The sequence below is a fragment of the Neobacillus notoginsengisoli genome (genome assembly GCF_003515685.1).
GTDB classification, from domain to species: domain Bacteria; phylum Bacillota; class Bacilli; order Bacillales; family Cytobacillaceae; genus Bacillus_D; species Bacillus_D notoginsengisoli.
Genome location: NZ_QWEG01000010.1, coordinates 168,883 through 184,159 on the forward strand (window position 1 = coordinate 168,883; position 15,277 = coordinate 184,159).

16 protein-coding genes and 1 pseudogene are annotated in these 15,277 nt (G+C 44.5%); 15 read left to right on the forward strand and 2 right to left on the reverse strand.

What is annotated here, in order from left to right:
• Positions 1 to 3 precede the first annotated feature (3 nt).
• The 6 genes from D1B31_RS16305 (at position 4) to D1B31_RS25060 (ending at position 6,313) form a co-directional block, all read left to right on the forward strand.
• A complete protein-coding gene (locus D1B31_RS16305) occupies positions 4 to 2,466 on the forward strand; it encodes a hypothetical protein (RefSeq protein WP_118922310.1) in 2,463 nt (820 codons plus the stop codon).
• 281 nt (positions 2,467 to 2,747) lie between these two features.
• The gene (locus D1B31_RS16310; protein ID WP_118922312.1) at positions 2,748 to 4,649 is read left to right on the forward strand and encodes a phage tail spike protein; all 1,902 of its coding nucleotides are present in this window, start codon (positions 2,748 to 2,750) and stop codon (positions 4,647 to 4,649) included.
• On the forward strand, positions 4,646 to 4,831 hold the full coding sequence (locus D1B31_RS16315; RefSeq protein WP_118922314.1) for a hypothetical protein: 186 nt from the start codon (positions 4,646 to 4,648) through the stop codon (positions 4,829 to 4,831). The genes D1B31_RS16310 and D1B31_RS16315 overlap by 4 nt, the downstream gene beginning before the upstream one ends.
• A 53-nt stretch (positions 4,832 to 4,884) precedes the next feature.
• Positions 4,885 to 5,223 (forward strand): hypothetical protein, encoded by a 339-nt coding sequence (locus D1B31_RS16320; RefSeq protein WP_118922316.1) that lies wholly within the window; start codon positions 4,885 to 4,887, stop codon positions 5,221 to 5,223.
• A gap of 5 nt (positions 5,224 to 5,228) precedes the next feature.
• Positions 5,229 to 5,483, forward strand: coding sequence for a phage holin (locus tag D1B31_RS16325; protein WP_118922318.1), 255 nt, complete (start codon positions 5,229 to 5,231; stop codon positions 5,481 to 5,483).
• Between the two features lie 8 nt (positions 5,484 to 5,491).
• Entirely contained in the window at positions 5,492 to 6,313 is an 822-nt protein-coding gene (locus tag D1B31_RS25060; RefSeq protein ID WP_118922320.1) for a GH25 family lysozyme, read from the forward strand.
• Positions 6,314 to 6,647: 334 nt separating this feature from the next.
• Here the strand turns inward: D1B31_RS25060 and D1B31_RS16340 are convergent, their stop codons facing one another.
• A complete protein-coding gene (locus D1B31_RS16340) occupies positions 6,648 to 6,899 on the reverse strand; it encodes a hypothetical protein (protein ID WP_118922324.1) in 252 nt (83 codons plus the stop codon).
• A gap of 95 nt (positions 6,900 to 6,994) precedes the next feature.
• Here D1B31_RS16340 and D1B31_RS16345 point away from each other — a divergent pair, with 95 nt between their 5' ends.
• From D1B31_RS16345 to D1B31_RS16385, 9 genes and pseudogenes are all read left to right on the forward strand, one after another.
• Positions 6,995 to 7,198, forward strand: a complete 204-nt coding sequence (locus tag D1B31_RS16345; protein ID WP_118922326.1) for a hypothetical protein — start codon at positions 6,995 to 6,997, stop codon at positions 7,196 to 7,198.
• Positions 7,199 to 7,288: 90 nt separating this feature from the next.
• Positions 7,289 to 7,570 carry a hypothetical protein gene (locus D1B31_RS16350; protein WP_118922328.1) on the forward strand — a complete coding sequence of 94 codons (282 nt, stop codon included), beginning with the start codon at positions 7,289 to 7,291 and terminating at the stop codon, positions 7,568 to 7,570.
• Positions 7,567 to 7,812, forward strand: a complete 246-nt coding sequence (locus tag D1B31_RS16355; RefSeq protein WP_118922330.1) for a hypothetical protein — start codon at positions 7,567 to 7,569, stop codon at positions 7,810 to 7,812. The genes D1B31_RS16350 and D1B31_RS16355 overlap by 4 nt, the downstream gene beginning before the upstream one ends.
• Positions 7,813 to 7,848: 36 nt before the next feature.
• Positions 7,849 to 8,805 (forward strand): annotated as a pseudogene (locus D1B31_RS16360) (ATP-dependent helicase ComFA); the annotation flags it as partial.
• Positions 8,806 to 8,877: 72 nt separating this feature from the next.
• Positions 8,878 to 9,594, forward strand: a complete 717-nt coding sequence (locus D1B31_RS16365; protein ID WP_118922334.1) for a ComF family protein — start codon at positions 8,878 to 8,880, stop codon at positions 9,592 to 9,594.
• Positions 9,595 to 9,993: 399 nt separating this feature from the next.
• Positions 9,994 to 10,542: a ribosome hibernation-promoting factor, HPF/YfiA family gene (hpf, locus tag D1B31_RS16370; protein WP_118922336.1), complete on the forward strand. Its 549-nt coding sequence runs from the start codon at positions 9,994 to 9,996 to the stop codon at positions 10,540 to 10,542.
• 308 nt (positions 10,543 to 10,850) lie between these two features.
• Complete coding sequence (locus tag D1B31_RS16375) at positions 10,851 to 11,717, forward strand: DUF1028 domain-containing protein (protein WP_118922338.1); 867 nt, start codon at positions 10,851 to 10,853, stop codon at positions 11,715 to 11,717.
• Positions 11,718 to 11,769: 52 nt separating this feature from the next.
• Positions 11,770 to 12,327: a chromate transporter gene (locus tag D1B31_RS16380; protein ID WP_118922340.1), complete on the forward strand. Its 558-nt coding sequence runs from the start codon at positions 11,770 to 11,772 to the stop codon at positions 12,325 to 12,327.
• Positions 12,324 to 12,854, forward strand: a complete 531-nt coding sequence (locus D1B31_RS16385; protein WP_118922342.1) for a chromate transporter — start codon at positions 12,324 to 12,326, stop codon at positions 12,852 to 12,854. Before D1B31_RS16380 ends, D1B31_RS16385 begins: the two co-directional genes overlap by 4 nt.
• A 441-nt stretch (positions 12,855 to 13,295) precedes the next feature.
• Here the strand turns inward: D1B31_RS16385 and D1B31_RS16390 are convergent, their stop codons facing one another.
• Positions 13,296 to 15,107 carry a cytochrome c3 family protein gene (locus D1B31_RS16390; protein ID WP_240035315.1) on the reverse strand — a complete coding sequence of 604 codons (1,812 nt, stop codon included), beginning with the start codon at positions 15,105 to 15,107 and terminating at the stop codon, positions 13,296 to 13,298.
• Between the last annotated feature and the right edge of the window lie 170 nt (positions 15,108 to 15,277).

Below are 15,277 nucleotides of genomic sequence, written 5' to 3' on the forward strand. Positions count from 1 at the left end.
TAAATGGCAGATGTGGAAAAAATCATCCCAAGTGGCCCAGGGAAGGATACTCTTCGTACTGGGGTAGTAAAATTTAACAAGGCAATTGATTCCGTTAATACTTTTCAAAAGCAAGTCGACCAAATTGTAGTTAAGGGAGATTCTTCTGTTGAAGCGGCACAGGCTAGGGTAAATGCAAGTGGTGCAGTGTATCCCACATTACAAGCGCGGTTAAATGAGGCCGATGGACGAATAGATGATGCACAAGCAAAAGCGAGTAACCCATTAGCAGCTCTATCAACGGCGGGTTATAAAATACCTTTGTCTGACTTGTCAGATGAAGTAAAAATCGCAATGACCGGAACAACGGGAATTACAACTGCAAAAGGTTATTATGAGAATAACCGAGGAGTAGAATACCCTCTAAAAAACCTTACAAGGGATGGAACTTTGTACACTGTTTCTAATACGGTTAAAGATGCCATTCTTGATGCTAGGGTGATTAATGCAACGCCCGGGAAACTTTACTCCATTTCCTATATTGCAAAAGGGTTTAACGGCTCATATGGTTTTAGCGTGGAGGAATATGACGAAGCCACGTTTGCTTCAAACAGTGCAGGAAGCAGACGGTTAGTTGCCAGTTATGTTAACTTTCCGTTTACCGACCCAGCCAACGGCATAGTTACTAGAGTCATTGAAGTAGAGGGAAAAGTCTTTATTGTGACGATAGATTATTCCAAAATAACCTCAACAGGCATAAACATAACACAATCAACGACCGGGCTTGCTTATGGAACGACCATTGACAAGGGGAATTATGTATATAAAACAGCCTATAACATTGGATTGGGATATCTTGAAAATAACCGGGGGGTAGACTACCCACTTAGGAGTGTCGTTAGGGACGGGGTAAAGAGTCCTATTTCACAGGAAGTGAAAGACGTTATACTGGACGCCAAAGTAATCAATGCTGAACAGGGAAAATACTATACCATTGCCTACATTGCAAACGGATATAGTGATTCATACGGTTTCACTATTCGTCAGTACGATAAAGCGACTTTTTCCACTGACAGTCTATCAAGTGAATCACAACTAATAACTTATGTGCAAGAGAAGTATTCAGTACCACTTGAAAATCCTGTCACAAGAGTTGTCAATGTTGGTGATTTGATTTTCGTCATCACATTGGATTATTCAAAAATCAAAATGAATTTTCTAAATATCAATTCAATCAAGTCGGGTATAGAACATGGTTGGAGCGCTATCATTGACGAAAATAACTATATCTTCAAAAAGAAGAGAACTATTGAAGTAGGAAAAGACAGATATAGTTTTCCACTTGTGGCATATAAATCGGGAACAACTTTAGGGATTAAATTTGAATATTCTGATGTCCAAAATATGATAGTAGAATTTGACCTATTAGGTATTAATCAGATTACACATTTAAAGAGAATATTCTTGCAAGATAAAGTGGGTGGCACTCACGATCTGGATATGTTCAGTAATAGGACACTGCTAAACGAAGTGTTGAGTGATTGGATAAGTCCTTATAGACTTACGGCCTTAAACAATACCATTAATAACCCTCGACTATTTACTACTGGTGCAAATCACGGAACGGACAACGGTGAAGGCTTACCAACTGCCCGCAATGGTGGTGCAAGGATTTTTGTTGATGATATGGAATTAAGAGATGGTGAAACTGCTTTTGCCCGTGAAAAAGTGGTCATTGAAACCATTCAGTACGTATCATGTTGGAATGCTATTAACCTGTCAACTGGGGCGAAAAGGGACTCCCTAAAAGAAACCATTAAGTACACTATTACACCAGGTAATATTGCGGTTTCCCATAATCAAGAAGCGCTAGAGGATTTAATGAATAAAGATTATGGTGGATTGCAGAGTACAAAAGGTGCATGGGGGGATAAAATTTATTTCATGGACGACCCAGCCGCACCAATTGTTTACGACATATCAGGAACAAACACGGCTCAAAGTAGTTTAAAAGCCAATGGCCTCCCTGAACGATGGGTTACGAAAAAAGGTGGTAACGTATTAGTTGCCTATTTTGATAAGGAAATCGGATTGGGTAATCGGCAATATGTGAACGATACTGAATCCCCTCTTTATACCACCGGAACAAAAATCTATGGAAGACTAATCTGGAACGGCAATGGAGTTATGATGCGAGCTGGGGAATCTTTTTATTGGGTTGGCGGATACACCTTCACCAAAGGATTGAATTGTCCCGGAGCAGAAACTGCCTATAAAATCAGAAACCACGGCGGAAAGAAGGTCTATGTGGTTGACTTCAATAACGCAGCAACTAGCACATATCTTCAGGTGGACCCAACTGACTTCAATAAAAAGATTACTGTCATTGAAAAGAGTTCGAGTATTACTGTTGATAATTATATTTCTGCAAAAGGACTCAAAATCTCTGCAAGCGGTTATGGTCAATTAAAATTTACAGTTAATTAAAATACAATTTTACTAATTTTATTCAAATTTAGTAAAATACTTGAAAGAAAATATTATATTAATTTACTGTCAATGGTATAATTGTTTAAAAATAGGAGTTGAATAAAATGGCCTGGCTAACAAAAAAAGAAGAACCAATAGACGATCTGCACGAACGTGAAGACGAGGAAGTTAAGGAAGGTTTTTGGGGTTAAAAATAAACAATTAGAGAATCGTTGGACAAAACAGTGCAATAAATAAGAGTCGCCAAAACGGCGGCTCTTTTTGTTGGAGGTGAGGCATTGATAAAAATACTCGACCGGCAACTACATCCAGTAGGAATCTTGGAAAACGCATTTAAAATTGGCTATGAAAAGACATTTAATGCGTTATTGTTGGCAGCATTCACGCTGCCATTAAATGACCCTAAAAACGTCCATTGCCAACCACTACATTACGTGGAAGTTTGGGATTATGAAGAATACGTTGGCCTGTTTCGCATTATCCCGTCAATAACGGTGAAAAATGAATCAACAAAGGAAATAACGTACACGCTTGAGCACGTACTAGCGACCCTGCTGGATGACGTGCTCTTTTTGTATCATCAAACGGACAACCTTACCACTGAGGACAACATTCAATTTCTATTAGACAAGCAAACCGTCAAGCACTGGAAGAGCGGGAAAGTCGATTTTGTCCGTTATTTTTCGTACAAGTATGAAAACGAAAACGGTTTGCTTGGCCCAATGTTTTCAGTCCCGAAACCATTTGACCAGCCTTACCAGTGGACGTATGATACTCAATCTTATCCGTGGACACTTAATTTAGTAGAACCGGAAAAGGAAGTGTCTTGCGTTGCCAGGTATGGCCACAATCAGCGCGGCATTGAAAGGGAAGTGGACCCGGCTGTTATTTTTAACCGGATTTATGCGCTCGGTTACGGAGAAGGGGATAACCAGCTCACCATCAAATCAGTAAATGGTGGACTTCCTTACGTTGAGGATGCGGAATCAATCGCAAAATACGGAGTCCGGCCATATATTTGGGTTGACCGACGGTTTGAAAATCCGGAATCTCTTAAAGCTTCAGCCGAGGCTCTATTGAAAAAATGGAAGGACCCTAAAGTTATCTATCGCGGATCCGCAGCTGACGTTTCCCGAATTACCGGAATGGACATGGATAAATTAAAAATGGGCCGTATCATTCGTTGGATTGACGATGATATCGGCACCTTTGACGCACGCATCGTCAAAGAATCAAAGGGCGATATTACCGGAAATCCGGGTGATGTCCAGTTAGAAATGGCGAATAAAACGGAAGATTTAGGGACCACACAGGCTGACATAGAGCGTAGGCAGCAGATTAATGAATTGTATAGCCAGGGGGCCACTAACCTATTGGCATACAGCTATAACGACAATGCGGACCAAAACAACCCGGCGGACATCATGATTTATTTGCCCGAAGAAATGGTGAAGGTTAATAAGCTTTTACTGACGTATAAGACTGATAATTTCCGGGCTTACGAGCAGGCCATAGAGGGTGGAGGGGCTACAGTAAAGTCCACTACAGCAGGTGGAGGAACGGTTAAATCAACAAAAAGCGGAGGCGGATCTACCCAGTCTAGTAGTTCTGGGGGAGGAGTAAGTAGGTCAACTGCAGCAGGAGGCGGCGCGGTGACAACATCGTCAGAAAAAGTGTTTGCCTCAATGAGTTTGACTTCAGGCGTGCCAATAAATTCAGTTGGCAATGAGAACTGGGGTCATCACTTGCACGAAGTTGTTGTACCTGGTGATCCCTTTAAACACAACCATACTATTACTATTCCAGACCATTCGCACAGCTTTACAGTTCCAGACCATTCGCACACAGTTCAAATCCCTAGCCATACACATGAAATAGATTTACCCGATCATACTCACAGTATCGAGTTGCCTGACCATACCCACGGTATCAAATTCGGCATCTACAAGCACGATAAGCTTCCTGGCAAGGTGACCATTACCGTGGATGGGAACGCCGTTCCTGTGACCGGTTTGGAAGGTCAGGACATTGATTTGCTTCAACACCTTAGTAAAGACGCCGACGGCAAGGTATCAAGAGGATGGCACACGGTTTCTATTAAACCTGATAATCTGGGCCGGATCAATGCAAATATCATCAGTCAATTTTTTATCCAATCGCGAGGGGGTGAGTCGTTTTGAGGTTGAGAATCTTAACCCACAATAGCGGCGAGTTCGAAACCGATGTTGAGGAGTTTGACCCGGTATCTTTGAATGAAGAATTGAATAGCCCGGAAATCAATACCGTTGTCATTGGAAATGTCATATTGTCCCGGATAGACGTAAAAAATGTTTCTGTTTTGGAAGAATTGATCGAGGAATAGTGGTCTAAATAGATATAGTTTTGGGGGTGAGGATCGGATTGGAGGCGCCAGTAGTGGATGAAAGCAAACAAATATTAACAGCATTAGCCAGACTCGAAGAAAACGTTAAAAATATGAACAGCAAGATCGACGGGTTTTCTAAAGTGTCGGAATTGGCATTGCAAACTGAACAGAGCGCTAAAAGCGCCCATAACCGGATTGATGATATCAAAGTTGATATGACCGCGAAGATCATTGACATTAAGAAAGATTACGAGGATAAGATAGCCGTTGAATGTAAGGCAAGGGAAAAGATGGAATCCCACATAACTTGGTTATGGCGGACTCTAACGGGCAGCATAATCTCATTTGTCTTTGGGATTGTTCTATTTTTTTTAACAAAAGGAGGATAATTTAAATGAATAAAATGGACAAAGGCTCCCTCGTCAGGACGGTGCTTCTTTTTGTTGCTTTAATTAATCAATTGCTGGTGGCTTTGGGTTACGCTCCTGTGCCCCTTAACGAGCAGCAGATAGGTGATGTTTATACTGTGATTTCAACTGCTGTTATGGCGGCAATTGCGGTCTGGGCATGGTTTAAAAATAACTATATTACTTGGCGTGGCAAGCGTCAGAAAGAAGTGTTGGAAGCTCACAATTTAATCAAAAAATAGGAGGGGCAATGATGTCAAAACTGATTGTTGATATATCCCATCACCAACTATCCAGTCGGATTGACTGGGTAAAGGCAGCCGCTGAGGTTGCTTTATTTATTATCCGGGTCCAGTACGGATCAACCACAATTGACAGGGAATACAAAAAGCATGTGGCCAATGCCAAAAAACACGGCATCCCATTCGGGCATTATGCCTATGCACTGTTTAAAGATGTCGAGGATGCCAAAAAAGAGGCTAAGAATTTCTTGGCCAGAGCCGATAAAGATGCTAAATTTCTCGTTGTTGACGTTGAGGAACAAACCTGCAGAAATGCAAAAGACATTGTGCCGGCTACCCAGGCGTTTATAGATGTGTGTAAGGCTGCCGGGTGGAAGGTGGGTCTATACACAGGTCATCACTTCTACAAGCCGCACCGTATGGACCAGGTTAAGGCTGACTTTGTTTGGATTCCGCGGTACGGGCCCAATTCCGGAAAACCCGAAACAAAGCCGGCATATCCTTGCGACATTTGGCAGTACACGGACAAGGGCCGCGTCAGCTGGTTTAATAGTAACCTGGACCTCAATCAGCTGATTGGTATCAAATCCTTGGAGTGGTTTATTGGCGACCAAAAACAGGCTGCAGCGACCAAAGAAAAATATCCTAGGCGCTTAATTAGGAACGGATCCAGGGGAGAAGATGTAAAGAAAATTCAAAGGAAAGTTGGAACTGCTGCAGACGGCATATTTGGGCCAAAGACAGAGGCCGCCGTTAAGGTATGGCAACGAAAAAACAAACTAGCAGCAGATGGAATTGTCGGCCCTTTGACCTGGGCAAAAATGTTCTAAGATGGTAAAAGCCCCTCTCCCTTAATAAAAAGGAGAAGGGCTTTTTTTAGTTTACTACATACTCGTGATAACACTCATGTCTAGAGCATACCTCTAAAAAGGTTCCCTTATCCCTTAGAGGCAACGCAACATCATTTGACCTCAGTGTACAATCCTTGTGTTTAAAACGCATTATGTAATCCAGTGTAACTTTATCCTCATGCTTAAAATGCTTCCTGCATACGGGACACTTAATATCAATCACCCTAATTCCCCCTTTTTCTATATTATTCCATAATAATTTCCATTTAACTTTGTACATTTTGTTAACAAAAAAGCCTGCCAAAAGGCAGACTCAAAAGGGAAGATTGTCAGGTGGAATAACGTCTAGCTGCCTAACTTTATCGGTAATATCCGCAGTTCCATCCACAGTAATTTTTTCTAATTGCAGGTTATAAATTTCCTTCCTTAACTTGCGCCAATACCCATAAGCAACCTCTTCGGGTTTTCTTCCGCGCAAAGGGAAACTTCCGCTAGCTTGTCCTCTGGTGCCCACGCCGGACACGTAATCAATTTTTATGGTCACTGGTTGATAGTAGCCTGCCATTGGTAATTCCCCTCATCGTTTATTAATTCTAGCTTAGCATAAATCGGTATTACCGGTAATACCATGTAGTAAGACAGGCAGAGAGGGGGGAGCTAGTGAGTAAAAACAAGGTGGTTAAGCCGGTATCCTTTAACAAGACAAATGAACAGGATGTAAAATTGATGGCTTTTTTGAAAGGGAAAAATTTCAGCGGCTACGTCAAGGAACTAATTACGGTTGATATGCAGCGAAAAGAATCTTCTTTGAAGATCGTTGAAAGAACAAAAGAGGGAGGGGTAAAGATTGTCCTGGGTCGGTAATACCGCCTCCCTCTTTCGCTGCCCACTGTAACACTGTAACACGGTTGGCACTGTCAATTGTCACTACATTTTAAAAAGGGAGGACGAGCGATGATAGAAGGGAAGGGGTTAGGCGGCAAGAAGGTAAATCGGGTTAACGTGTCTCTTTCCAATGAATTTAATCGGAAACTTAATCGACTGGCCACCGCCTGTAACATGCGGCCGACTACCCTGGCCGGTCTGTTGGTTGAAAGGTGCCTGGACTCAGCTGAGGTGATCGTGGAGCTGCAGAAACAATACTGCCTCCACTCTGCCTATAAAATCATGCCGGTTAAAAGGAATGGCGAGCTGAGCTACTTACTCAATGATAACGGAAGGGAGGATGTTTGGTGAGCTGGGTGAGCTTTGCATCAGGAGTGCTTGTCACGGTATTTGCTTATGGATTGTTAGGCAGCTACGACGAGGTGCCAGAGCTTGAACCTGAAGATGACGAAATTGAAGTTAGTGACTATGCCGGGAGATTGGTTACGATGTCCTGCCAAACCTGCAGAAAACTTAAACGACATAGAGAAGTACAGCCGAACCTTTACCAATGCACGAAGTGTAAGCGAGAAGTGGATTTAAGAATATCATAATGATTCACCAAAATACTTACGTATTCATAACCGGTGGTTTGTGGAGCAGGGAAAACGGAGGTGCTGTTCAAGGCGATTGATACGGCTATCGCCTCGGGAAAGCGGGTTTGCATCGCGACACCAAGGACCGATGTCGTCCTCGAACTTACGCCCCGTCTGAAGAACGCATTTCCGGCTGTTAAAATCGCGTCCCTGTACGGCGGAAGCGAGGACCGCCATAGTTTTGCCCAGCTGACCATTGCGACTACCCACCAGCTGCTCAGGTTTCACGAGGCGTTTGACACGATCATTCTTGACGAGGTGGATGCTTTCCCGTACACGATGGACGAGTCGCTGCAGCGCGCTGCCGAAAAGGCGAGAAAGCCTGTGTCCGCGATTATTTACCTCACCGCAACACCTAGCCGGAAGTGGCAAACGGAATGCCGGACGGGCAAGCGGAATTTTGTCACCATCCCTGCCCGATTCCACCGTCATTCGCTTCCGGTTCCGGAATTCCGCTGGTGCGGGAACTGGCGGAAGCGGCTTGCGAAGAAACAGCTTCCGCCCGAATGCCTGGGCTGGATTAGCGAGCGGCTCTCTGCAAGAAAGCAGGCGCTCATCTTTTTCCCGCACATCGAATCGATGCAGGCCGCCCTGCCGCTTTTGCAAAAACAAAATCCCGCCATTGATTCCGTCCACGCCGAAGACCCAGAGCGCAAGGAGATAGTCCTTGGGATGCGGAACGGTGAAACGCCAATCCTCCTGACGACCACCATCCTCGAACGCGGCGTCACCTTTGCCAACATTGACGTCGCCATCATCGGCGCCGAGGACCGGATCTTCACAGAAAGCGCCCTCGTCCAAATCGCCGGCCGGGCGGGTCGGAGCGCCAAGCACCCAACCGGCACCGTCACGTTCTTTCATTTTGGCAAAACTACAGCCATGGAGCAGGCGCGGAAGCAAATTCAAACGATGAACAAAGAAGGAAAGACAAGGGGATTGCTGGATGACTGAGTTTCTGGCAACATCCTAGGAATCGTTAACGAAATTCACGATTTTATTTTTGAAGAAAAGGGGGGCTGTTACATGCTCTTTGAAACGCAGCTCTGTCTGCTGTGCGGCGGCGAAGCGGAGGAAGAGGAATCGTGGTCAAGCTTGTTTTCGTGGGCGAAGGATTATTGTTTCTGCAAAAATTGTATGGGAAGGCTTGCTCGCATTGACGGTGAAACATGCCGGATTTGCGGCCGGGCTTTTACGGAAAATGAACAGAAATTCCGGGTTGGCGACCTATGCGGGGACTGCGATCGCTGGGAGCAGGACGACACATGGAGCGGCTTGATTTCTGCGAATGTATCGCTCTATTCGTACAATGATTTCTTGAAGGATATCATTGCCCGCTTTAAATACCGGGGTGATTATATGCTGGCAAAAGCTTTCGGCGATGAGGCTCGCGCAGCGATAAAGAAACTAAAGCCCGACGTCATCACCCCGATTCCGCTCAGCCCAGAGCGTCTCTATGAACGAGGCTTTAACCAAGCGGAAGCCATTCTTGAACAGACAGGCTTTAAGTGGAATTTGCTGCTCAGCCGTGTGCATGGGGAGAAGCAGTCGAAAAAATCCCGAAGTGAAAGAATCCATGTACCGCAAGTATTCAAACTCGCGCAGCTGGGAGACTTGGATGGATGCCGAATCCTCCTCGTGGATGATATTTATACAACCGGTTCCACCCTCAGGCATGCCGCCAAGCTGTTAAGGGAGGCAGGTGCTGGAGATATCAGCTCCTTTACAATCGCGAGGGGATGATTTTGGAAGAGCTGCATTTGATTGTTCATCCCCCCATTCTAGCGTTTGCGATTGGAAGTTTATGAACCAATATACATAATAATCCGTTCCGCGCCCCGACCGCCAACCCATGGACATAACTGCGTTTCATTTTACAACCGTAGTGAATTCGCCTAGAATAAAAGGTAAGGGATAGGGAAGACTGTTCCCTGAGAAGACAAATAATTAACCGGCCACTGGCGAGAAAGAACGAGGTAGATCCTTCCTGCAAACCCAATAGGAAAAATAAAAAAGGTTAACACTATTTCCCTAGTGTTATTGTCAAAAATTCGACAAACTTTTTGTTCTGTTTTAGCAGGAGTTTCATAGGGTAAAAGAGAAGTTATCTACATAGTCTTATCAAAAGGAGGAGTTTCACATATGAATTACAACATTCGTGGTGAAAACATTGAAGTAACTCCAGCAATCCGCGAGTACGTCGAAAAAAAGATTTCCAAACTGGAAAGGTATTTTACCGAAACCCCAGAATCAAACGTAAACGTCAATCTTAAAGTATTTCAGGATAAGACAGCAAAGGTGGAAGTCACAATCCCGATGCCGCACCTTGTGCTCCGCGCAGAGGAAAGCCACGAGGACATGTACGCCGGCATTGACCTGATTACCGATAAATTGGAGCGTCAAATCCGTAAGCATAAAACAAAGGTAAATCGCAAATTCCGTGAAAAGGGCGAATTTGCCGCAATGTTTGCCACACTGAATCAAACCGAATCAACTGATTTTGAAGATGACGAACTAGAAGTTGTCCGCACGAAACGTTTTGAACTGAAGCCGATGGACAGCGAGGAAGCCATCCTCCAGATGAACATGCTCGGCCATAACTTCTACGTCTTTACAAACGCCGAAACAAACCAAACAAACGTCGTCTACAAGCGCCACGATGGCCGCTACGGACTGATCGAAGCTCATTAAGAAACTACAAATCCGGTTCCCGTTTTGGGAGCCGGATTTTTTTGATAAAGGATCTTATCTTGCCGTCAAAGAAGCTCCTAGACGCATTGAATCTGATTTGTGACTTTATGACCCGTAATTGTGACGATATGCACCCTTTTTCAGATTTATGAACCCAATCTATGTCAATATGCACCCCATTTCAATAGTTATGAGCCTTTCTGCAAAATCCACTGCTTATTCGCATCATAAGGAAAGGAATTTCCTTTTCAATAGCGAAATCTAGGGTATAGGATAACCAACTACATAAATAAAGGAGAGCGATAAACTTGACCTTTTCAATTGTCGGATTTGATCCTGTTGAAAAAGAGTGGGGGATTGCGGTTCAATCGAAGTTTCTTGGAGTCGGTTCCGTCGTCCCATGGGCAAAAGCAGGCGTCGGAGCTGTCGCGACGCAGTCGTATGCCAACACAACGTATGGACCGAAAGCACTGGAACTGATGGAGTCAGGCAAGACTGCAGATGAAGCGCTTAACATCATCCTTGAAGAAGACAAGGAACGGGAGATGCGTCAGGTTGGCCTGATCGATGCGCAGGGAAATGCCGCAACCTTCACGGGTTCGCTGTGCTACAAATGGGCGGGCGGCATAACGGGACCTCATTTTGCTGCTCAGGGAAATATTCTAGTTGACGAAAACACCGTCACAAAAATGGCCGAAACGTTTATAACAAAAAAAGGTACCCTCGCCGAGCGCCTGCTGGCTGCGCTCAATGCCGGCCAGGCCGCCGGCGGTGACTCCCGCGGACAACAGTCGGCCGCCCTGTTAGTCGTCAAGGAACGCGGCGGCTATGGGAACTTCAATGACCGGTATATTGATCTTCGCGTAGATGACCATCCAGAGCCAATCAAAGAACTGATTCGCATCCATGGCCTCCAGCAGCTGTATTTCGCGCCGTCCAAACCGGAACGAATTGTACCAGTAACTGGAGAAATTGAAACGGAACTCGTCGAGCATCTTGGGCGGCTCGGTTATTTTAAGGCCAATTTTGCGGGCAAGGAAGAGACCTTGAAGGCACTGACAACTTACCTGCATACCGAGAACTTTGAAATGCGCGAACAAGCGGAAGGTTTTATCGACCTCGATGTACTCGAGTACATGAGAGCACAGCAGCCGCCCCTAACCGAAACGAATTAAAGAAAGAAGCATAAATGCAACCGTCAACAGCAGAAAAGAGATGACTTGATGTATGAAACAAAAAGAGATCTTCCTGGCCTTTTTCAGGGTCGGCATGCTTGGATATGGCGGGGGGCCGTCAGCCATTCCCCTCGTGCAAAAAGAGGTTGTTTCACGCTATAAATGGGTGGACAGCGATGAATTCGGCGATATTCTTGCCCTCGCGAATGCACTTCCCGGCCCGATTGCCACAAAGCTTGCGGGATACATCGGCTATAGGGTAGGCGGGGTAACCGGGATGCTGAATGCAATCTTTGCTTCTATTGTCCCAACCATTTTCTTAATGATCCTGCTCCTCACCAGCCTGAATGCGTTCAAGGAAGAACCATGGGTGCGCGGCGCGGCTAAAGCAGTTGTTCCGGTAGTCGCTATTATGCTCCTGACGATGACTTGGGAGTTTTTCGCAAAATCGATGAGATCAAGTCTTGGCATAGGATGGACGATCATCGTTCTGGCCGGCAGCTTTATTTTGCTTATAGCAATTGGAGTCCATCCGGCGATCATCATTTTCACCCTTCTCCTTGGTGCGCTTCTGAAACCTGACAAAAAGAAGGAGGAGGGCCGGGCATGATTTACATGCAGATTTTCTGGGCCTTTTTCCTGCCGGGCATCCTCGGCTATGGAGGCGGACCGTCATCGATTCCGCTCATCCAGGCCGAAGTCGTCGACCATTACGGCTGGATGACTAACAGCGAGTTCTCCGAAGTTCTCGCAATGGGAAATGCCCTTCCCGGCCCGATTGCCACGAAGATGGCCGGCTACATTGGCTATGAGATCGCCGGTACGATGGGCGCGGTCGTCGGCGTATTTGCAAGCGTCGCACCGTCTCTGGCCCTCATGATCGGTCTGGTCGGCCTCATCATGAGGCACAAAGAATCACCCAAGGTAAAACGTATGACCACCATCGTCCGGCCGGTCATCGCGGCCCTGCTCGCCGTCATGGCCTATGAATTCTTCGTGGAATCCTATCATGGAGCGGGCATTTTGCATACAGGGATCCTCGCCGCCGCAAGCCTTCTCCTTATGGAGAAAATGAACATCCATCCGGCATACGTCATCGCCGGGAGCCTTCTATACGGGGCCATCTTCCTCGCATAACAAAAACCGAAAGGGAACGGCCCTTTCGGTTTTTTGGATTGCAGGCTTTTGGAAGGGAAGGCGCGTTGGAGGAGGGCATCCGTCCAAAAAACTGGGTCTGGCGGAATAGTGCGAAAAACGGATAGTGTAATCCGCCGCTTGGCCACTCTAGTTTATCAGCAGTGCTTTCTTTATATTGTTTACTAGAATGGTAACAGGCTTACCGGCGTATTCACACTGAAAGAAATAGAAATCATCTTCAATAAGAAGGGAATCTACAGTGGCCATTACAAACGTTTGTTGTAGTAGGTGAGCCGGAAGGGCTACTCAATGAATTCTTTGTGGTCGACAGGAATTTTGACAAAACCCACGATTATTTCCCGGGAAACGACAAAGTACTATTTTATAAGAAATCCCCCAGAATAATTATTCAGGGGGATTTAAGCTTGCTTGGTTTGTATCCTAAGGTTGAGTCAGTTTTAATGGGGCATGTGCTGAACTCCTAAACTGTTCCTCAATAGTGTCGCCGCCATTACCGTGGCACTCTGAACAAGATATTGATTTAACTTTATGGTCTGAAGTATTAGGGTTGAATAATGGTTTTTTGCCGTATAGTTCGGTTTTTGCCATATCCGGTGTTTTTGCGGTGTGGCACTTCAAACAAAAATTTCGCTCATCTAAAATGTCCCAACTTTCTGTGTTGGTTTTGAATTTGTCTGTTTCAGAAAGGGGCTTGTTTCCAAGATTCTCTTTTAACATATAAATATTGTTTGACCCATGTGTTTCATGACAATCTGAACAGGTTAGCTGTCCATTTAAACTAGAACCATCTTCGGCGGTTATTTTATGTCCCGACTGCTCAGTGAACGCTTTATCTTTATAATATTTCTCTATGTTTGTTGCCTTGGACTTATTAGCATCACCATTATGGCATTGGAAACACAAGCCGAAATCTTCGGGTTTTCCTGTTGCCTTATCCTGTTTCATATATGAATTCACCGGATACAGGTCTTTATCTGGACTTGCATCTTTTATTTTATTTGGATTATCTGCTGACCAAGCCTCATGCGGATTGTGGCAGGATGCACAACTATTTGAAGAGGCATTCCCCGAAAGAGCAGTGTGCTTGTGCTTAGTATTTTCTTTGTCCGGTTTGGGAGCAGTTGTTCCATCATGGCAGGCCATACAAAGGTTTTTACCTGGATCGCTTCCAAATTCCCCTCCCAAAAGCGTATCACTTTTCCCAGTATGTGTGCTATGGCAAGCGGCGCAAGAATTTGTGTTGGTGGTAAAATTGCCATGCAAATCATGTGCGGTATTTTGGGACGTTGTTGTAAATTTTATATATCTTGCATAAATACGTCCATTTGTTTCATTGCTAATTGCTGGATTTACATATACATAATAAGTTGTGTTGTACTTTAATGGTTCTTTAGGAGTAAAGTTAAGGGTATACACCCCATCCTCACCAATGGGATTGCTCCCTTTTTCAGCTTCAACACTTTTTATGCTTTCTGTTTTCATTTCAGGAATGACTATTAATGGTTCACCAGGAACGGTTAATTTACCAATTTCATTCACTGTAACTTGGATGCTTGCGTTTATCGGTACATTGGTCATGTCCTCCGCGTCAGTAGGAAAACCTTTTGAGCCTGGAGCTATTATTTTTATACCTGTAACTTGCGGTCTGCTCACTGTCGCTTCTGTTTCTGCGTTTATGGCGCTTGCATCTGCAGGACTAACAGTAACAGATTCTTCAGTTACTGCATTTTCGCTTTTGATGGTTCCATTTGGCGGCAGCTCTTTATCACTGTTTATTTTTGGATTGGCAGCTTCATCGCTGTTTGAGCCTGCAAGAGCGGATTTAATTGTAAAACTGATAGGCGTTTCAGCTATTTTTACACTGTCTGCCTCTAGAACGAATATAACCTTATGCAATCCTTCACTAAACACTTTTGAATATTTCCATTCACCGGTTCCGTTGACTTTTAAAGAATCATTATCCGTAATTTCCATTCGCTTCATGGTTTCAGCATTTTCTTCGTATACTTTAATCTGCTGATGATTTTCTGCCAAAGGGACGGCTCCGATAATTTTTCCTGTAAATTCTGCTTTTGGATTATCCAGTATCGCCTCAGGTCCAGGAGATGTGACTTCTATTGAATAATCACTTTCAGCAGAAAAAACAATGGAACTAGGAGAATAGAAAAGGAGAGAACTAAGTGAAAGGCTCACTATGACGAGATATGCAGCTATCCTGCTTAAGTAGTTCATCTTTTTCACAGCGTTTCATCCTCTGCTATATGTTAAGCCTGCATTATTTTCTAAGGCAGCTTTCAAACTAATTATATCAACCAAAAGTATGGTAAATATCAGCGTAATAGGAACACTTTTTGACAATATCAAGTGTCTAAAAAGAGAACGAGGTAGTAATAATGAGTTAT